The organism is Streptococcus parasanguinis (assembly GCF_016648925.1).
In the GTDB taxonomy this organism is placed as follows: Bacteria; Bacillota; Bacilli; order Lactobacillales; family Streptococcaceae; genus Streptococcus.
Map to the genome: position 1 here is coordinate 19345 of NZ_JACLQX010000016.1, position 20101 is coordinate 39445.

Annotated in this window: 16 protein-coding genes; 2 read left to right on the forward strand and 14 right to left on the reverse strand. The window is 43.6% G+C overall.

The window, feature by feature from the left end:
- Positions 1 to 10 precede the first annotated feature (10 nt).
- The 5 genes from H7T97_RS06810 to H7T97_RS06830 all read right to left on the reverse strand — a co-directional run bounded on the left by H7T97_RS06810 (position 11) and on the right by H7T97_RS06830 (position 4991).
- Positions 11 to 898, reverse strand: coding sequence for a glycosyltransferase family 2 protein (locus H7T97_RS06810; protein ID WP_201089863.1), 888 nt, complete (start codon positions 896 to 898; stop codon positions 11 to 13).
- Positions 885 to 2108, reverse strand: a complete 1224-nt coding sequence (locus tag H7T97_RS06815) for a glycosyltransferase (protein WP_201089866.1) — start codon at positions 2106 to 2108, stop codon at positions 885 to 887. The genes H7T97_RS06810 and H7T97_RS06815 overlap by 14 nt, the downstream gene beginning before the upstream one ends.
- 113 nt (positions 2109 to 2221) lie before the next feature.
- Positions 2222 to 2800 (reverse strand): cysteine hydrolase family protein, encoded by a 579-nt coding sequence (locus H7T97_RS06820; RefSeq protein ID WP_049484006.1) that lies wholly within the window; start codon positions 2798 to 2800, stop codon positions 2222 to 2224.
- Entirely contained in the window at positions 2800 to 3588 is a 789-nt protein-coding gene (codY, locus tag H7T97_RS06825; protein ID WP_024054997.1) for a GTP-sensing pleiotropic transcriptional regulator CodY, read from the reverse strand. Before codY ends, H7T97_RS06820 begins: the two co-directional genes overlap by 1 nt.
- A 188-nt stretch (positions 3589 to 3776) precedes the next feature.
- Positions 3777 to 4991 carry a pyridoxal phosphate-dependent aminotransferase gene (locus H7T97_RS06830; protein ID WP_021153766.1) on the reverse strand — a complete coding sequence of 405 codons (1215 nt, stop codon included), beginning with the start codon at positions 4989 to 4991 and terminating at the stop codon, positions 3777 to 3779.
- Between the two features lie 209 nt (positions 4992 to 5200).
- On the opposite strand from H7T97_RS06830, the gene H7T97_RS06835 reads away from it, so the two are divergent.
- On the forward strand, positions 5201 to 5653 hold the full coding sequence (locus H7T97_RS06835; RefSeq protein ID WP_003008541.1) for a universal stress protein: 453 nt from the start codon (positions 5201 to 5203) through the stop codon (positions 5651 to 5653).
- Positions 5654 to 5940: 287 nt separating this feature from the next.
- Here the strand turns inward: H7T97_RS06835 and H7T97_RS06840 are convergent, their stop codons facing one another.
- Complete coding sequence (locus H7T97_RS06840) at positions 5941 to 7341, reverse strand: Cof-type HAD-IIB family hydrolase (protein ID WP_049473128.1); 1401 nt, start codon at positions 7339 to 7341, stop codon at positions 5941 to 5943.
- Between the two features lie 62 nt (positions 7342 to 7403).
- Between H7T97_RS06840 and H7T97_RS06845 the strand changes: the two genes are divergently transcribed.
- On the forward strand, positions 7404 to 8366 hold the full coding sequence (locus H7T97_RS06845) for an asparaginase (RefSeq protein ID WP_150906471.1): 963 nt from the start codon (positions 7404 to 7406) through the stop codon (positions 8364 to 8366).
- Positions 8367 to 8564: 198 nt separating this feature from the next.
- Here the strand turns inward: H7T97_RS06845 and recG are convergent, their stop codons facing one another.
- From recG to manA, 8 genes are all read right to left on the reverse strand, one after another.
- A complete protein-coding gene (gene recG / locus H7T97_RS06850; RefSeq protein ID WP_201089868.1) occupies positions 8565 to 10580 on the reverse strand; it encodes an ATP-dependent DNA helicase RecG in 2016 nt (671 codons plus the stop codon).
- A gap of 60 nt (positions 10581 to 10640) precedes the next feature.
- Positions 10641 to 11753 (reverse strand): alanine racemase, encoded by a 1113-nt coding sequence (alr, locus tag H7T97_RS06855; protein ID WP_021153771.1) that lies wholly within the window; start codon positions 11751 to 11753, stop codon positions 10641 to 10643.
- The gene (gene acpS / locus H7T97_RS06860) at positions 11740 to 12105 is read right to left on the reverse strand and encodes a holo-ACP synthase (protein WP_049471826.1); all 366 of its coding nucleotides are present in this window, start codon (positions 12103 to 12105) and stop codon (positions 11740 to 11742) included. Before acpS ends, alr begins: the two co-directional genes overlap by 14 nt.
- An 86-nt stretch (positions 12106 to 12191) precedes the next feature.
- On the reverse strand, positions 12192 to 13220 hold the full coding sequence (locus H7T97_RS06865; protein WP_003014498.1) for a 3-deoxy-7-phosphoheptulonate synthase: 1029 nt from the start codon (positions 13218 to 13220) through the stop codon (positions 12192 to 12194).
- A gap of 52 nt (positions 13221 to 13272) precedes the next feature.
- On the reverse strand, positions 13273 to 15792 hold the full coding sequence (gene secA, locus H7T97_RS06870; protein WP_021153773.1) for a preprotein translocase subunit SecA: 2520 nt from the start codon (positions 15790 to 15792) through the stop codon (positions 13273 to 13275).
- A gap of 174 nt (positions 15793 to 15966) precedes the next feature.
- Complete coding sequence (locus H7T97_RS06875; RefSeq protein WP_118095503.1) at positions 15967 to 17811, reverse strand: APC family permease; 1845 nt, start codon at positions 17809 to 17811, stop codon at positions 15967 to 15969.
- Positions 17812 to 18186: 375 nt separating this feature from the next.
- Positions 18187 to 18927 carry a MerR family transcriptional regulator gene (locus H7T97_RS06880; RefSeq protein WP_049515163.1) on the reverse strand — a complete coding sequence of 247 codons (741 nt, stop codon included), beginning with the start codon at positions 18925 to 18927 and terminating at the stop codon, positions 18187 to 18189.
- A 127-nt stretch (positions 18928 to 19054) separates the two neighbouring features.
- Positions 19055 to 19999, reverse strand: a complete 945-nt coding sequence (gene manA / locus H7T97_RS06885; RefSeq protein WP_201089870.1) for a mannose-6-phosphate isomerase, class I — start codon at positions 19997 to 19999, stop codon at positions 19055 to 19057.
- Positions 20000 to 20101: the final 102 nt, after the last annotated feature.

Genomic DNA, 20101 nt, shown 5'->3' on the forward strand with positions numbered 1-20101 from the left:
CAATAAGGGGTTAGTCCATCGTTTCAATAAAACGGAGGTTGGTCACCACGCGCTCATAGGTTTCTGACCCTTGCAGGCCTGCTTCCTCTAATTTTTCAAGGGTTCGTTTCAAGCGCGTTTTGTAGATATAGCGATGCCAGGTCAAATCATAGCCCAACATCCCCAGTAGAGCCAACTTCTCGTGCTTAGCTTCCATCTCATCGACGACTCTCTTTTCTGTCCAAACCTGGGACAGAGTATCTGCACGCCCCACGCGATACCAATAAATACATTTCTCCGTATGAACTACCCGATGGGCTTTTAAGAATAACTTGTACATCAGGAAGTTGTCTTCGACATTTTTTCCGACTGGAAAACGAAGCCCTTCAAATAAGTTACGCTTATAGAGCTTCATCATGGCACAAGCCCAGGCCATATCTCTGGTCTCCTGGATGGCATCGTGGTCCATGATCTCTCTCCCCTCATAAAGGGTCTCTGAATAATCGTCGTCCGTTACCTTGATCAAGTATTTGCTACTACTGTCATCATAGAGGTTATAGTTGGCTACGGAAACATCCGCATCATACTTTTGAAGTTGGCGATAGAGCACTTCTACATAGTCCTCCGTCACCCAGTCATCTGGATCAATAAAGGTAATGTAATCACCAGTCGCTAGCTCAATCCCTGTATTCCGAGCAGCAGATAAGCCCCCATTTTCTTGGCGAACGTAGCGGATGCGCGCATCCTTCCTAAAAAATTCTTTACAGATCTCTTCTGATTGGTCTGGCGAACCATCATTGACCAGGATAATTTCCAAATGAGGATAAGTCTGATGGACAACCGTTTCCAAACATTGTCTCAAATAAGCTTCTACATTATAGATGGGAATGATGATACTCACTACTTCATTTGTTTCCATGCTTCTTCTCATTTCTCTTTAAATAATCGCGAATCGCTGCCAGCATCGCCTGCACCTGATCATCCGCAAACACTTGATTCTCTCCATTCTCTACATGATTGGTTCCTTCAAAAGAGAAAATCGGAAGGCCTTGTTGACTGAGTGTTTGCGTGATTTGATCGACCTCATCATAGGGATTGATATCCAGATAGAAATCCAATTTTTCTAGGACCTTTCGACTGGTCAAGGGATCAAAAGAGGGATAAAGAAAGAGGTTGGGGTAGCGTTCCAATTGCACCAAGTTAAAACCAAAATGACTATGGGCAAGAACATGAATCGCGACATCTGGCAACTCTTTTAACAACGTCTCCAACTCGTGGATATCTGCTGTATGAGTATAAATAGCCGCATGATAAGGAAAAGTTCCCACTAGATCTTGATAAGTTTGCTTCAAAATCGGTTTTCGAAGCAAAATTTCCTCCCAAGATAGGGCATAATAAAACCACCATAATTCACGAAAACGATTGAAGCGTTTGGAGGTCCATGGTTTATTATGAGAGGTGTAATGAATGACCGCAGGAATCCCTTGGAAGGCCTCATACCAATCCAAGTCCCCATAGAGGTACTGATCCTTATCAGACCCCACTTGTAAATTATAGGTCCAAGGTAATGGAAACCACGCATTTTTGAAATACAGATTCAAAATTCCCTGATCTCCATAGACCTGTTGATGATACTTACGAGTAAGATCAAAAAGTGCCTCTGTCACTTGGTGCTCTTGCCACCAAGTCTTATCAATCACCAAAAGTCCCGCATTAAAGCCATCTGTCGTCGTTGGCTTATCGACCACTGCACCCAGTCCATAATCTTTTAGATCAACCTCAAACAAAGGCGATAAATCCTGTGTAAAGATCATGTCACAATCCAGATAGAGGATCCGCTCTTCCTCCACCATCTCTGGAATAGCGTAACGGAAATAGGTCGCATAGTGAATATGGTCACTTGGAAGCGAGAAGGATTGGAATTGCTCGGGAGACATCCGACAATTAATCACTTCTGAATCCAACTGGCGCAAGCGCTGATTCATGATAGCAAACCACTCCGTTGGTAGATCTTCATTTAAGACATAAATTTTCAACTGGTCTTGATGGGCACACAGTGACTTCATAGCGGTTTCCAATTTTTCCATATAAGATAGATTGGCTGAAAACACGACAGCTTTTTTACTCATAACTCCCCCTTATTTTCTTCCATTAGAATACCATTTTCAAGAGAGGAAGACAATTTCTAGGCCCCAAAAAAGAGGCCTAAACAAATGTCTATGACCTCTTTTACAATGTTTTCTTATTTAGTTTCTAATACAGCTAGTGCGTCGTCTACCAAGCTTGCCCCTAAGACATGCTTAAAATGATTCAAGGCAAACTGGTGATTTTCAGGAGTGAGCGACGCCACTGCAGGTTCTACGACTTCGATCTGGTAGCCGAGATTGTAGGCATCAACCGCTGTATGAAGGACACAGATATCAGTCAAGACACCTGTCAAAATAACGGTATCTACATGGCGTTCCCGCAGGCGGATATCTAGGTCCGTTCCTGAAAAAGCAGAATAATGACGTTTATCCATCCAAAAGACGCGTGGATCCGCTTTATGCTCCTGATAAAAATCTGCCAAAGGGCCGTACAAATCACGTCCACTGGTCCCAATGATATTATGAGGTGGGAAGAGCTTGCTTTCAGGATGAAATGGATCCTCTACGTCATGCGCATCAATGGCAAAAAAGACATAGGCTCCTTGGTCAAAGGCCAATTGGGTCACCTGAGCAATGGTCTCAGAAATGGCTTGTGCAGGAGCACCTGCCGTAAGCTTACCATCATCTGCTACGAAATCGACAGTGTAGTCAATTGAAATCAAGGCTTTAGTCATTAGTAATCTCTTTTCTTAATTTCCTCAAAGATATCTGGAATCAACACCTTGAGATAGGTTCCCTTCATTCCAAGAGAACGGCTTTCAATAATACCAGCTGACTCCAATTTCCGGAGTGCATTGACAATCACAGAGCGAGTAATGCCAATCCGATCCGCGATGATAGAAGCAGTCAACTGTCCCTCATTTCCTTTCAATTCACTAAGGATGGCAGAAACAGCCCGCAACTCCGAGTAAGACAAGGTATTGACAGCCATATTCACCGCTGTCCGACGACGAATATTCTTCTCGTCTTCCTCGCGTTGGTAGTTCAACATTTGAATTCCTACCACGGTACTCGCAATCTCAACCAAGATCAAATCATCATCCGCAAACTGTTTATCATTGCGCCAAATGATCAAGGAACCCAACCGAATCCCAGAAACATGAATAGGCGCAATGGTGGTCAAGCCATCAGGAAATTCAGACTTGGTTTCGACCGGAAAGATACTCAAATCATGGTCCACATCTAAATTAGCTTCTGTATCGTAGACTAAACTAGCTGCCTTGGCATAATCTTCTGGTAATTTTTTATTTTGAAAGAAAGCTTCTACCCGGTCATTGTTGGTCTTGTAACGCATGAAATAACCAAGAAGGGTTCCCTTGCTATTAATGATACAGGCATTACAGTGGATAATATCCGCTAATTGCTGGGCAATATCATTATAAGGCATCTCGAACTGCAACTGTTCATCAGTCCGTTTCAAGATGGATGTAATTTTACGTGTCTTTTCTAATAAGTTTGCCATAATAAACCTCGCATATAGTCAGCTCAAGTATATCATATAAGTGTGGGAATTTCAAACAAATTATCTGAAAATTATTTATTTTTTCTACAATTATGCGCAATTCAGAAAAATGTCGTTTCGATGACATGGATTTTATAAAATGAATCAAAAAAAAGATTGAAGACTTTCCTCTTCAATCCTTTATCTAATTAACGTTTGTATTGCTTCAAGAAACGAGTCATTTTTTCTTGAATTTGAGCTAACTCATCGACACGTGGAAGGTAAACGATCCGGAAGTGATCTGGATCTTTCCAGTTAAAGCCACGGCCATGAACCAAGAGAATTTTTTCTTGCTTCAAGAACTCTAAAACAAATTGCTCGTCATCATCCACGCGGTACATGTCCCGATCAATCTTAGGGAAGATATAGAGACCAGCCTTTGGCTTAACAGCTGAGAGGCCTGGAATATCATTGATGGCTTTGTAGATAAAGTTCCGTTGTTCATAAATTCGACCACCTGGAAGTAAAAGTTCATCCACGGATTGGTAGCCTCCAAGAGAGGTTTGCACAACATGTTGAGACAAGACATTTGAACAAAGACGCATATTGGACAACATGTTCAAGCCTTCGATATAGCCCTTCACGTGATGCTTTGGTCCGGACAGAACCATCCAACCAACACGGAAACCGGCAATCCGGTGAGATTTTGACAAGCCATTCATACTCACACAGAAGAGATCAGGCGCTAAACTTGCGATAGCCGTGTGTTTTTCACCATCCATGACCAAGCGATCGTAAATTTCATCCGCAAAGATGATCAAGTTATTTTGACGAGCGATCTCTACAATCTCAAGCAGGATCTCATCTGGATAGAGGGCACCTGTTGGGTTATTCGGGTTGATGACAACGATAGCCTTAGTGTTTGAGGTGATTTTCGACTTGATATCTTCAATATCTGGATACCAGTTTGCTTCTTCATCACAAAGATAGTGAACCGCATTCCCACCAGCTAGGCTGACGGCTGCTGTCCAAAGAGGATAGTCCGGCATGGGAACCAAGACTTCATCCCCATTGTCGAGCAGTCCTTGCATGGACATGACGATCAGCTCACTCACTCCATTCCCAAGGTAAATATCATCAATATCCACATTTGGAATTTTTTTCAACTGGCAGTACTGCATGATAGCCTTGCGGGCTGAAAAGATTCCTTTTGAGTCTGAATAGCCTTCACTATCACGCGCATTCATGATCAAATCATGGATAACTTCATCTGGAGCTGTAAAGCCAAATTCAGCAGGATTCCCTGTATTCAAACGGAGAATTTTTTCTCCATTTGCTCGCATGCGCATGGCTTCTTCCAAGACTGGACCACGAATATCATAAGCGACATGTTCGAGTTTGCTTGATTTATTATATTCCTTCATATTCTGCCTCGATTCACGAAATTATCTCTATTATACCACTAGTTGAAATAGAGTACAAACCGAGGACTTTAAAAATTCAGCAAAAATATACTAGAAAAAGCGAGACTTTACCTTTACATTCTAGCCTAAAAGGGATAAAATATAAGTGTATAAGGAATAGAGTTACCTTCTATTCTATCCATGTTTTCAAGCTATAAGGAGGTAGGATTATGTCTCAAAAATATGAAAACATCATGGTCGCTGTCGACGGTTCCCATGAAGCAGAATTAGCCTTTGAAAAAGGGGTTAATGTATCTCTTCGCAACGGCTCTAAATTGACTATTGCCCACGTCATCGATACCCGTGCCCTTCAAAGCGTCTCAACTTTTGATGCTGAGGTCTACGAAGAATTGCAAGAAGAAGCCAACGAATTGCTCAAGGGCTACAAGGAACGTGCTGAAAAAGTCGGCGTTCAAAATGTTGTGACTGTTGTAGAAATGGGAAATCCAAAAGTCCTCTTAGCCAATGATATCCCAAGTAAGGAAGGGGTTGACCTTATTATGGTCGGGGCTACCGGACTCAATGCCTTCGAACGTTTAATGGTCGGATCCTCCTCAGAATATATCCTTCGCCACGCCAAAGTAGACTTACTAGTAGTACGTGATAAGGATAAAACCATGTAAGAAAGAAAAAGTTATATTGAAAACTTTCCTTAGGTGAGTACGGACGTCAGCGAACTTCTTCGAAGTTCCATGACTAAGTTTTGAGCCTAAGGTCTCAAAACTCCCGAGTGCTAGAAACAATAGTGTTTCTAGCACTTGTCTCACGGTGGAAAGTTTTTCAATATTTTTTATAAATTTTAAAAATAAGAACATATTTCGACTTCTTTGTAGAGCACTTTACTTATCTTAGTAAAAAATAGTTTGTCTACATTCTAAAAAAGGTTTGGAACCTTTGTTCCAAACCTTTTTTAGTTGTCTTTTTTTGCTTCTTTTTGTTTTGCATGTTTTTCGTAGGCCTTGAGCTGGCGATCGAGTTCTTTTTTGATGGCTGGTTCTGGGGCGTATTTTTCTTCCCAATCATCTGGCTTCAGAATTTTGTGGGTTACTGGATCAAAGTGCGCCTTTCCATCTGGGAAAATCTTGCCCATATTGGCCCGGTGAACAATCTCAAAGACCTCTTCAGGATCAACTCCCATTAGTACAAAGCTACCATAAGTCAGATAGAGGGTATCAATTAAGGCATCAACCTGCCCTACCATGGAGATCTCAGCTGGATGCTTGCTCCGAACCTTATCTGCAGCCTTATCCAAGGCTTCGTGAAGAGCTGCTACCGAGCGGTCAAATTCTTCCTCACTTGTGCTAGCTGCTCGGACAAATTCAACCAACTCCTCTTGCTTGAACATGGTTCGATAAAGGGCGTCTTGAGGCTGCCAAACAACTGGTTTCTCCTGGGTTTCCCCATCCATCACACCATGGAAGGTTTTGACCTTATTGAAGTGATCATCCTTAGAAAGAAAGAGTTCTTTCTCTGAGAGAATACCAAAGTGTTGCAGGGCCTTTTGAATGCCATCCTTGCCATTACTGGTCGTGGTATGCTTGGCAATTGCCTTGACACTGGTCGTCCCATTTCCCATCGCAATAGACAAGCCAACACCTGACAGCATCTCTAAGTCATTATCAGAATCTCCAAAAGCCATCACTTCATCGATGTCAAAGCCAAATTCCTGACCAACGATGCGGATCCCTTCTAACTTGGAAATGCCTGGGTTGAGGACATCTGCTGCAAATGGACTAGACCGTGTGAATTTCAGATCCGGAAACTCTTTTTCAATTTTTGCAGTCTCTTCTGGACTCGATAAGATCAACACTTGGTAGATCGGTTCTTGCGCTAGTGCATAGAGGGTGTCCTGATCTTGTGGGACGACCTTGCTGACCACTTTGTTAAATCCTCGACTGACTGTACGGGCCATTTTACGGGGCACAAAGCGACTGGACCAGGTTGAAATAGGACTCATCCCAAAACTCATGATCCGAGAACCAAATACCCCATCCTTGGTACCGAGAGCAATTTCCTTACGGTGTTCTCGAGCATAGTCAATTAGTTGGTGCAGACTCTTTTTATCGATTGGGCTAGTAAACAGCACGCGGTCCTTGGTCAAAATATACTGACCATTATAGGTCACTGCAAAATCAAAACCATAGCGTTCCATAAACGGTTTGACAAAGGCCGGTCCCCGACCTGTCGCAAGACCTACATAGATCCCTTCTTCCTTTAAAGACTGAATGGCTTTTTCTGTTGATTTTAGGACCGCTCGACTATCATTGACCAAGGTTCCATCGATATCAAAAAAGACTGCTTTTATTTCCATGTCTACTGTTTCTTTCTTTTTATGATAAAATAAATTATATCACATATTCCAAGGAGCTTCACATGTTTAAGAAAATTTTAGCACTACATACCGGAGGGACCATTTCGATGGCGGCAGATGACTCTGGGGCAGTGATTACCAATGAAGTCAATCCCATGACCCAAGTTACTTCACCAATTGAAGGGATTGCAGTCACCTCAGAGGACTTCTTCAACCTTCCCAGCCCTCAAATGACCCCCCGTCACATGTTAGCTCTATATCAAAAAATCAAAGAGGAAGCCCACAACTACGACGGCATCGTCATCACTCATGGGACAGATACGCTGGAAGAAACGGCTTATTTCTTGGATACCATGGAGTTACCAGAGATTGCTGTGGTCATTACAGGAGCTATGCGAAGCTCCAATGAGCTCGGAAGCGATGGTGTCTATAATTTTCTGACAGCCCTTCGAGTAGCTGCCGATCCAAAAGCACGCGATAAAGGGGTCTTAGTCGTCATGAACGATGAAATTCATGCGGCTAAGTACGTCACCAAAACTCATACCACCAATGTCAGTACCTTTCAGACACCAACCCACGGTCCACTAGGTTTGGTCATGAAAAAGGAAATCCTCTTCTTTAAAACAGCCGAGCCAAGGGTGCGCTTTGATCTCGATACCATCGATGGTTTCGTTCCGATCATTGCTACCTACGCAGGGATGAAATCCGATCTGCTGGACATGCTGGATCTTTCAAAGCTGGATGGTCTCATTATCGAAGCCTTTGGAGCTGGAAACATCCCTAAAGAAACGGCACATAAACTCCAAGAGCTTATAGATGCAGGCCTTCCAATCGCTTTAGTATCCCGTTGCTTCAATGGAATCGCTGAACCCGTCTACGCATATGAAGGAGGAGGCGTCCAACTCCATCAAGCAGGTGTCTTTTTCATCAAAGAATTAAATGCACCCAAAGCGCGCATCAAACTCCTCATCGCCCTCAATGCCGGCCTAAAAGGACAAGAACTCAAAGACTATATCGAAGGGTAAAATAAGATACAAAGGGCGTAGCGGATACAGTCAAAATAGGGAATACGACGAAGAATCCAAAAGATTCTAGGAGGATTCATCTTTTTGACACAATCCGCAGCCCGTGTTCAATTAATAAGATACAAAGCCCGTAAAATGCCATCTTAAAGGGAGTAGAGTGGAATCCAAAGAATTTCCACTCTACTCCCTTTTTATACTCTAGTCTAAATGTTCTTTCTTTTCTAAATAAAGCGAGAGCAGATGCCAATCTGGGTGTTCGCGCCAATCTGGCGTGGCTACAATCTGGCTGGCGACTTTCCGCGCTTCTTCCAGAATGGGATAATCTTCTACCAAATCAGCCACTTGAAATTCTGGAATCCCAGATTGACGGGTTCCAAAGATTTCACCTGAACCCCGCATTTTCAAATCTTCTTCCGCTAGAACAAACCCATTGGTCGTCTCTGTCATGATTTTCATGCGCTGCTTGCCACTATCTGTCTTAGGATTGGCTACTAGAATAGCATAGGATTGCTTGCTTCCCCGACCAACCCGGCCTCGAAGCTGGTGAAGTTGGCTAAGACCAAACCGATCTGCATCCATAATGACCATAACGGTCGCATTGGGCACGTTGACTCCTACTTCAATAACGGTCGTAGACACCAAAACATCGACTTGGTGCTCTTTAAAGGACTGCATGATAGCATCTTTTTCTTCACTTTTCATCTTCCCATGAAGAAGAGAAACGCGTGCTCGCTGTCCAAAGAAGGTCTCTAGCTCTTCTTTGAGGGCAAGGGCGTTTTTCAAATCTAGCGCCTCTGACTCCTCAATCAATGGAGAAATAAAGTAGGCTTGAGAACCTTTGCCAAGTTCTTTGACTAACCAGTCGAGGACCACTTCTAACTGCTCATGCTTGACCCAACGTGTGATGATTTCCTTGCGTCCCGCAGGCATCTGATCAATGATGGACACATCCATATCTCCAAAGGCTGTAATAGCCAAGGTCCGGGGAATAGGGGTAGCCGTCATCATCAGGACGTCTGGATTTTGTCCCTTTTCTCGAAGAATACGACGTTGGGAAACCCCAAAGCGATGCTGTTCATCAATAATGACCAAGCCTAGATCTTGGTAGTGAACTCCCTCTTGAATCAAGGCATGTGTCCCCACAATCAATTGGGCTTTTCCTGAGGCGATCTCTTCTAAGACTTCTCGTTTCTCAGCCGCCTTTAATCCTCCTGTTAGAAGGGCAATTGGCAAATCTGGAAAAAGATTTTGCAAGCTTTCCTTGTGTTGCTCTGCCAAAATCTCCGTTGGAACCATCAAGGCAGCTTGCTTCCCAGCGCTTAAGGCTGCATACATAGCAAGACCGACCACGACTGTCTTCCCGCTTCCCACATCCCCTTGTAAGAGGCGGTTCATATGATAAGGAGAGGCCATATCTGTCAAGATTTCATTCAGGCTGTTTTCTTGAGCTTGCGTTAGCTCAAAAGGAAGCTGTTTTTTTCGTTCTGCTAATTTTTCTGGATTCCAGGCCAAGGAAATCCCTTGGCTGGCATCGTGATTTTCTTCTTTTAGCACTTGGAGTTGCAGCTGGAAAAAGAGGAGCTCTTCAAATTTTACCCGGCGAAGAGCTTGCTTGTACTCTGCCAGATCCTTAGGAAAATGCATAGCTTGCACTGCTTGGGAACGAGACATGAGTTGATAACGCTCTCGTAAGATTTGGGGCACATTCTCTTCTAAAAGCTGGTCCAAGCCCTGGTCGAACGCTATTTTGATCAATTTCACCAGGCTGTTTTGGCTGACTCCTTGCGTCACTCGATAGACCGGCTGCAAATCATCTTCCACTTGAGCCAGGAGTTTCATCCCTGTCAAACTGCCTTTAGCCTTGTCCCATTTCCCAAAAATCGCCACTGTCTGCTGGACCTCAATTTTGTCTGCTAGATAGGGTTGGTTGAAAAAATTAACCGCAATGACCTGGTCTCCCTGTTTGATGGAAAAACGCAAGCGATTTCGTTTGTAGCCATAATATTGGACATTGGCTGGTGTTGCTACCAGCCCAGAGATGACAGCTTTTTCACCATCTTCCAACTCTAAAACATTGCGCGTTTTGAAGTCTTCATAGCGAAAGGGAAAATACAAGAGCAGATCTTCTAAGGTTTCAATCCCTAACTTTTTAAATTTTTCCGCCGATTTTGGACCGACTCCAGGCAGTACAGATAAGGGTTGGTGTAGATTCATTTCTCCTCCTTTCTTTTATAAAAAAGCAGGTCCATCCGGGAAAATCCCACCTGCTTCTTCTTATTCTTCACCTGTATAGTCACGAGGAATCCGATCACTCAAGAGACAGACCACTTCATAATTAATGGTACCACGGTAATCTGCAACCTCTGTTGCTGTGATTTCTTTCTCGCCCTCACGTCCAATCAGGGTAACCTTGGTCCCCAGAGGCAATTCTTCAGGAAGGCGAACCGTGATCTGGTCCATCGAAACGCGACCAACAATGGGACAAAACTCACCCTTGATCAGCACATGGAAATTTTGCATCTCTCGGATCCAACCATCCGCATAGCCGATAGGAATCGTCCCAATCCATTGGGATTCTTCTGTCGTATAAGTTGCTCCGTAGCCAATATCTTGACCAGCTTCTAACTGTTTCACATGAACTAACTCACTCACCAAACTCAAGGCTGGCTTGATTTCATAAGGCAAGGCTAACACAGAACCACTGGGATTCAAGCCATACATGACATCTCCCAAGCGCACAGCCGTGAAAATCGTATCCGCATGCCACAAAGAGGTGGCAGAATTACTAGCATGGACAATGGGAGGAAGGGTTTCAAGAGCAGCCAATACTTCTTTGAAAAACTGGTATTGCGCTTGGAATTTTCGATCATCTGCTTCATCTGCTGTCGCAAAATGAGTAAAGATTCCTTCAATTTCAGCTCCAGCTGCTAAGAGAAGTCGTTCAGCCACTTTGATGTCTTCGATCCTTCGGAATCCGATCCGCCCCATTCCTGAATCCACCTTGATATGGACCTTCAATCCTGAAAGATCTGCTTCTTGTCCAAGCAATTGGTCCAACCAAGCAAGACTAGCCACCGTTAAACGGATGCCATGCTCTTTGGCCAGATTCACTGTTTCACTTGGCACAACTCCCAAAATCAAAATAGGGTGTTGCAAGCCTTCTTCACGGATTTCGAGGGCTTCATCCATATTGGATACACAAAAGCCATCAACCTGAGGTGCCAATTTTTTGGTTACTGCAGCGACCCCATGACCATAGGCGTTGGCCTTGACGACTGCATATTTCAAGGCTTGACTCGGAATATGCTCACTGACTTGTTGCACATTAAAGGCAATGGCATCCAAATCGACTCTTGCAACAGTTGGTCTATGTTTACTTGCTTTCATTTTCTTCCTCCAAAATGACACTGGTCGACACTAGGTCTCCCTTGTGACTGATCGAAATCCATACCTTCCCAGAAAAAGGAGACTTGGAAAAATAGGGAGCTCCGTGGGCATCATTTAAAATTTCTAACTCTTGAAAACCAACTGGTCCAATCCCTGTTCCCATTGCCTTTGAAAAGGCTTCTTTGGCGGACCATCGGCCCGTTAAATATTCCATTTTCCGTTTTCCAGACAATTCCTCAAAGCGCTCTCGCTCAGCCCCGGTTAAGACTTTTTCAGCGAATCGAGTATTCTTCTGATAGGCTTTTTCAATCGCAGCGATCGATTCGATATCGATGCCATGTCCTTTGATCATCTTGTTTTATCCTTATTTATCGTTTCAGTATCGTTTTACTGACAAAAGAGAAGGGGCTAAAGAATCACTCCTTCCGCCCCTGCCTTTTACTTATTCATCGTTGCAATTTCTTTGACCAAGGCCTGTGTTTTTTCCCAACCTAGGCAAGGGTCTGTGATGGATTGACCATAAACCACTGGTTCATTTTGACGGCCATCTTCTAGATAGGATTCAATCATGAAACCACGAACTAAAGTTGCCAAATCCTTGTTCCAAGCACGGTTCATCATGGTTTCTCTCACGATGCGTACTTGCTCTTCGAATTGTTTGCCAGAGTTATCATGGTTGGTATCCACCAGGATGAAGGGATGTTGCAAGCCCATTTCGCTATAGCGTTTTGCTGCCGCTAGCAAATCTTCATAATGGTAGTTTGGAATATTCTTACCACTTGCATCCAAGCCTCCACGAAGGATCGCATGAGCTAAAGGATTTCCTGATGTTTCCACTGCTTGGGCATTGAACAAAAAGTTTTGGGGATGTTGGGCTGCATAAATCGCATTAAACATGACAGAAAGATTTCCAGAGGTTGGATTCTTCATGCCTGTCGGAGCAGAGATCCCACTAGATACAAAGCGGTGCTCCTGGTCTTCAACCGAACGCGCTCCAATGGCATGATAAGAAATCAAATCCTCAACATACGGAAGACTTGCTGGATAAAGCAACTCATCCGCAGTTGTCAAACCAGTTTCTGTAATCACACGGTAGTGGAGATGCCGGACCGCTTTCAAACCATCCACAAAGCTTGGTGCTGCATGTGTATCTGGTTGGTGCATCAAGCCTTTATAGCCATCCCCGTTGGTCCGAGGCTTAGCCGTATAGACCCGCATCACAATGAAAATCTGATCTTTCACTTGCTCTTGCAAGTCTGCCAAACGACGGGCATAGTCCATCACAGCTTCTTCATTATCAGAAGAGCAAGGCCCGATCACAAGAAGGATCCGTTGGTCTTCTCCTTTGATAATAGCTTCCAATTCTCGATCACGCGCTTCTTTGCGCTCCAAGGCTGGACCTTCCAAGCGGTAAAGCGAAGTGATCTCTTGCTCATCAATCTTATTGCTCTTCGTAATGAATACCATACAGCCTCCTTATGCTAGCTAGACCCATCCTCTTTCTATTTCAGAGGAACTCTTAAAATTTACGTCCGTGACAGTTTTTAAATTTCTTGCCTGAACCACAAGGGCACAAATCGTTGCGTTTCACTTGTGACAAGTCAATATCTGCTGGAATATCTTGTTGTTGCGCTGCAATGTTGCGAGTCGCAGTTGTTGAAATACTGTGTTCCGTACGTGGACGTTCTTGTTCGTGAATTTGGGCTTTCATCATGAGACGAGTCACATCAAATTCAATCGATCCGATCATATCGTTAAACATACGGAAACTTTCTGATTGGTATTCTACCACTGGGTTATTTTGCGCATACCCACGGAGTCCAACCGCATTTCGCAATTGATCCAAAGCATCGATATGGTCCGTCCACTTGCTGTCCACCACGCGAAGGATCAAGACTTTTTGGAATTCTTGCACAGACTCTTCGTCACGCAATTTCGCTACTTGGCTAGCATAGATTTCTTCTGCACGTGCATACAAGTAATCGATGACTTCCTTGTCAGATTTTCCTTCAATATCGCTTGCAGAAATCGTATCTTCCGGAACCAAATTGTATTTGGCAAAGTTCAGAATCGCTTCAACGCGTTCTTCCTTACTTGAGTGGCTGGCTCCTTCAACAATCCGTTTGATGGTCCGTTTGATCATGGCCTTTATTTCAGGCGCCAAATCACGGTTAGCTGTGATGACATCATAGCGTTCAGCGTAGATAATTTCCCGTTGTTCCCGCATCACGTCATCGTATTGAAGGACTTGTTTACGGGTATCGTAGTTGTTTCCTTCAACCCGTTTTTGTGCACCCTCTACTTGACGGGTGAACATGTTTGAACGGATCACTGATTCTTCTTCGCTCAACTTGAAGCGATCAAGCACTGCTTTGATCCGTTCAGAACCGAAACGGCGCATCAATTCATCTTCAAGAGACAAGTAGAATTGAGATTCACCTGGATCCCCTTGACGTCCTGAACGTCCACGAAGCTGGTTATCGATCCGACGACTTTCGTGACGTTCTGTCCCGATAACACATAGTCCACCGAGTTCGCGAACACCTTCACCAAGCTTGATATCGGTACCACGTCCGGCCATGTTAGTCGCGATAGTAACAGCACCACGTTGACCAGCGTTCATGATGATTTGCGCTTCTTTGTAGTGGTTTTTCGCATTCAAAACTTCGTGAGGGACACCTGCTTGAACCAACAATTGAGAAAGGTAATCACTGGTTTCAACGGCAACGGTACCAACTAGGACTGGTTGACCTTTTTCATGACGAGACTTGACATCTTCCACAACAGCCTTGAATTTTGATTTCAAGCTTGGGTAGAGAAGGTCTGGATGGTCAATACGGGCAATCGGACGGTTGGTTGGAATTGGAATCACGCGAATGTTATAAATTTCACGGAATTCTTCTTCTTCAGTTTTCCCTGTCCCTGTCATCCCTGACAACTTCTTGTACATACGGAAGAGGTTTTGGTAAGTAATCGACGCAGATGTTTTGGTTTCTTCTTGAACTGGAACACCTTCTTTGGCTTCGATCGCTTGGTGAAGACCATCCGAATAACGACGTCCTTCCATGGTCCGACCAGTAAATTGGTCGACGATCAAGATTTCTTGATCTTCGCTGACCACATAGTCGATATCCAAAATCATGATGTAGTTGGCACGAAGGGCGTTGTCGATAAAGTGAGTCAAAGCTACGTTTTCAATATCGTACAAGTTTTCAAGATTAAAGTAGCTTTCTGCTTTATCGATTCCTGAATCAGACAAACCGATGGTTTTAGATGGGACATCGATAATGTAATCGTCCTCTGTCAAAGTCTTCACATAAGCATCCGCCATGTGGTAGAGCTGGCTCGTATCAGAAGCTGTCTGACCTGAAACGATCAATGGAGTACGCGCTTCGTCAATCAAGATGGAGTCTACCTCATCGACCAAGGCATAGTTCAATGGACGTTGAACCATGTTTTCTGCACGCACAACCATGTTGTCACGCAAGTAGTCAAAACCAATCTCTGAGTTGGTTGAGTAAGTGATATCACAGAGGTAAGCTTCTTTTTTCTCAGCTGGAGATTTTGCTGCAAGGTTGATCCCTACTGAAAGGCCAAGCCATGAGTAAAGTTCTCCCATCTCTGTTGCATCCCGCTCTGTCAAGTATTCATTGACGGTAACAACGTGCACCCCTTTGCCAGACAAGGCATTCAAGTACACCGGCATGGTGGCTGTCAGGGTTTTTCCTTCCCCTGTACGCATCTCTGGAACGTCACCATGGTGAAGGACGATTCCCCCCATGACCTGAACCTTGTATGGGAACAAACCAAGAACCCGTTTTGCAGCTTCACGAACAACTGCAAAAGCCTCGTACAAGAGATCATCCAAAGACTCACCATCTTGGTAGCGTTGCTTAAACTCAACTGTTTTCGCTTTTAATTCGTCATCCGTCAAAGCTGCCATTTGGTCTTCATAAGAAAAGACCTTATCAGCCATTTTTTCAAGGCGTTTGATTTCGCCTCGATCATTTTCAATAATTGTTTTTAATAAATTTGCCATTTTTTTCCTTACTTTGAATTTTTCAAAATCTAAAATGTTCTTTTTATTCTAGCATTTTTTAAACATTTTTTCAAGATCAAGGCTGTATCTTACAAGACTTTCGAGTGGTTTTTTTCGTGTGAGAAAATCCAAAAAGATGCCTGCTCAAGCAGACATCTTTTCTATATACGGTGTTTATTCAGACAAATGGTAAGAATAGCTTGCCACAACTACTTCTTCATGCCAACGAAGTGCATACTTCAATTTCAAACTCATTTGGTTGTGGAGAATATTTTGCCAGTGTTTTTTAGGGATAAATTGAGGGACTAAGACTGTAACGGTGTTGCCTTTTTCCTTGGCCTCCTCAGCTACTTTTGAGACAAATTCAACTGTTGGCTGGATAATATCCCGGTAACTGGTCATGACATTTTCAAAGCGAATATGAGGGAAATAACGCTTAAATTCTTCTGCTACCTCAGCGTCCTTGACCTTGGTTTCTTCCGTTGAGACGTGCATCGCTATAACATCGTTTCCTAGGCTATTTGCATAACTCATAGCTCCCACACTTACCTGAGTGACATTCCCAACAAGGACAATCACGGTATTGCCCGCATAACTTGTCTTTTCGATCTGACCTCCCAAGCGCAATTGGGCCGCAACTTTATCATAGTGATTACGGATGCTCAAGAACATCCAAAGCAAGAGACCAATAATAGGGAAGAAGGGCCAGATCTCACCCAAACGGAATAATAAGAGGATCAAGACAATCCCATAACAGATGGCTGCCCCCAGGATATTGGCAAGGGAATACTTAAGAAATCCTTTTTGATATTGGCGTTTCCAGTGGATCACCATCCCTGTTTGAGAAAGGGCAAAAGGAATGAAGACCCCAATGGTATACAGCGGAATCAAGCTTTCTGTTTGCCCATCAAAGATCAAGAGCAAGACGATGGCACCAATCGCCAAGGTCAAAATCCCATTAGAATAGCCCAGACGATCCCCTTTTTCCATATACATGTGTGGCATGTATTTATTTTTAGCCATGTTAAAGGCCAACATTGGAAAGGCTGAGAAACCGGTATTAGCTGCAACTGCCAAGATCAAGGCTGTTGATAATTGGAAGACGTAAAAGAAGGCTTGACCGACTGGGGAATTCCCTAAGATGGCTTGGGCCATTTGGGCTAGAGTTGTTACCCCTTTAGCCGGAACGACACCCACCCAGTAATTGAGGAAGGTAATCCCTGCAAACATGATCCCCAAAATCAAAGCCATAATGGTCAAGGTAGAGGCTGCATTCTTTGCTTTTGGTTTCTTAAAGAAAGGAACCGAATTGGAGATGGCTTCAACCCCTGTTAGGGAAGCGGATCCACTCGTAAAGGCCCGCAATAAGAGAATGACACTAACCCCTGAAATGGTTTGACCCACATGAGCAGTTGCATTATAGGCCAAGTGACCCGTCAAAATTTGGATCACACCATAGCCGATCAAGGCAATGGTACTGACAATGAAAAGGTAGACCGGAATCATCAAGGATGTAGCTGATTCGCGTAGCCCCCGAAGGTTCATCAGCATCAAAATCAAGACCAATAAAATGGAAATGTGAAGATTATAAGGATGAAGAGATGGAATCGCTGACGTGATGGCATCTGCACCGGAAGACACAGATACTGCTACTGTCAGCATGTAGTCAACCAAGAGACTACCACCAGCGATCAAACCCGCTTTGGGAGACAAGTTCTCCGTAGTCACCATATAGGCCCCTCCCCCTTGAGGGTAGGCATGAATGACCTGGCGATAAGAAATCGTTAAACTGGCTAGGAGAACCAGGACCACAATCCCAATCGGAATGGACCACCAAATGGCTCCCGCTGAAACAGTCATCAAGACCAGGATAACTTGCTCTGGACCGTAGGCGATAGAAGAAAGCGCGTCACTAGAGAGCATGGCCAAGGCCTGCATTTTCCCAAGCAATCCGCCTTCACCTTCTGCACCAGATTTCAACGGACGGCCAATAAACCATTTTTTCAATGTTGAAAACATAAAAAACTCCTTGAAAAAAGATCATGAGGCCGGGAATTCCCTGCCTCTTTTTCATAAAACAGGGGTTATTCTACTCCTTTTTTTCAAGACTGTCAACTAAAATTGTGAAATTTTCGTAAAGCTTTCATTGTGTTCATTCATTCAAGCTCTCTTAGATCAGCCAGCTTCTTTTCAAATTGATCCAAGCAAAAAACGAGGCTGGGACAAAAATCCTAACCTCTCAATTATTTTTGGATTGTCGAACAAGACGCAGTGGTTGAGTGGGCTCTACTACGCTGATTTCATCAGCTTATACAGCTCTACTCAACTGTGCGGAGGTGGGACGACGAAATCGAATTCTAACGAATGACCGATTTCTGTCCCACTCTCACTTTTTTATTTTGCTTGATTTTCAACATAAAAGGCAATGACATCCGAAGTGTACTGGGCTGTGCCAGCTCCAAACTTGTCGATGTTTTCCTTGAATTCTGGATTATAGACATAGCCTTTGCCGATATGGCCAAAAACCTCTATAGAGCAGTCAAATCCATACGTTCGAATCGCGTCTAAAAGTTTGGCGGCTTCTTCTTGGTTTTCCGATGCTGTTACTGGCAAACCTGCTTGGAGGTTTTTCGCCAAGGCTTGAAAGACTTGATTAAAGGCTCTTGTCGCCTCCTCTTCTCGACCTTTTTGACGTTCAAGCGCTTGGTCCATGACTTCTTGACCGTACTTCTCTACCGCCTCTTGCTGGTATTTTTGAGTATCTTGGTAGCTAAATCCAGTAAATTTTTCCTCAATGGTCATTTTTCTTTCTCCTTTTTGTTCTTGAATGGTTTTTTGCAAGGTAGAAATCAAGGTATCCAAACGTTGTCTTTCTTGAGTCAAATAGTCCAACTGTTTGGTCAAATGGGGCAATAAGTTAGATTTTTCTTCGGCTAAGAGTTCTGCTATTTGGTCTAAGGAAAATCCTAGATACTTGTAGTAGAGAATCACCTGTAATCGTTCTAAATCTTCTTGACTGTATGTCCGATAGCCATTTTCAGATTTCACAGGGACGAGAAGTCCTATCTTGTCATAGTGGTGCAAGGTCTTGACAGAGACACCCGACAGCTCTGCAGCTTCTTTGATATGGTACATGATTTCCTCCTTACAAGGATAGTATAATCCCTCCCCTTAGGTCAGAGTCAAGGCTTAACATAAAAATAGTTTTCAGATAAAAAAGGCTTGAGTTGTTTCACAGCTTTTAACTCAAACCCTTTCTTTTTTATGGATGACTCACGATCAATTCTAAACCTTGCCCTTCCAAAATCCAAGATTCAACATCGCTCGGTAAGATAAAGTGACTTCCTTTTTGAATTGGATAATCCTTTCCATCGACCGTCAATTTTCCTTCTCCGGCTAAGACGCTCAACAAGCTGTAATCAGCGGTCTTTTCAAAATCAGCTTTTCCAGTCAGTTCCCACTTATAAACGGTGAAGAAATCACTGGCAACCAAGGTGGTCATACGAAGATCATCAATCACAACTGTATCTGGATGGCTATTGGCAGGCTCTCCAATGTTCAAGACATCAATTGATTTTTCAAGATGAAGCTCCCGCAAGTTTCCTTGAGCATCCTTGCGGTCAAAATCATAAACCCGGTAGGTGGTATCACTCGACTGTTGGGTTTCAAGAATCAAAATTCCAGAACCAATGGCGTGCATAGTTCCACTTGGCACATAGAAGAAATCTCCAGCCTTGACAGGAACCTTTGTCAGCAAGGCATCCCAGTTTTTATCTTCGATTTGCTGGCGGAGTTCTTCTTTTGACTTGGCATTGTGTCCATAGATAATCTCGGATCCTTCATCGGCCGCAATCACGTACCAACACTCGGTTTTTCCAAGTTCTCCTTCATGCTCCATCGCATAGGTATCATCTGGGTGCACCTGTACACTAAGCCAATCGTTGGCATCCAAAATCTTTGTTAATAAAGGAAAGACAGGCTCTTTACGATTACCGAATAATTCCCGGTGCTCTTGATAGAGCTGATCCAATCCCATTCCTTCGTATGGACCATTGGCTACTTTAGAAACTCCATGTGGATGGGCTGAAATCGCCCAAAATTCCCCGACATGGTCGCTCGGAATTTCGTAACCAAATTCTTCTTTCAGACGAGTTCCTCCCCAAATTTTTTCCTGCATGACTGAATGTAAAAATAATGGTTGTCCCATAATATCCTCCTCGCATTTCATGTTTCTATTATACAAAAAAAAGAAAGCTTTTGAAAGCCCTTTCCATTATTTTCCTCTCTCGCCAGAAACTTTATTTTTGTG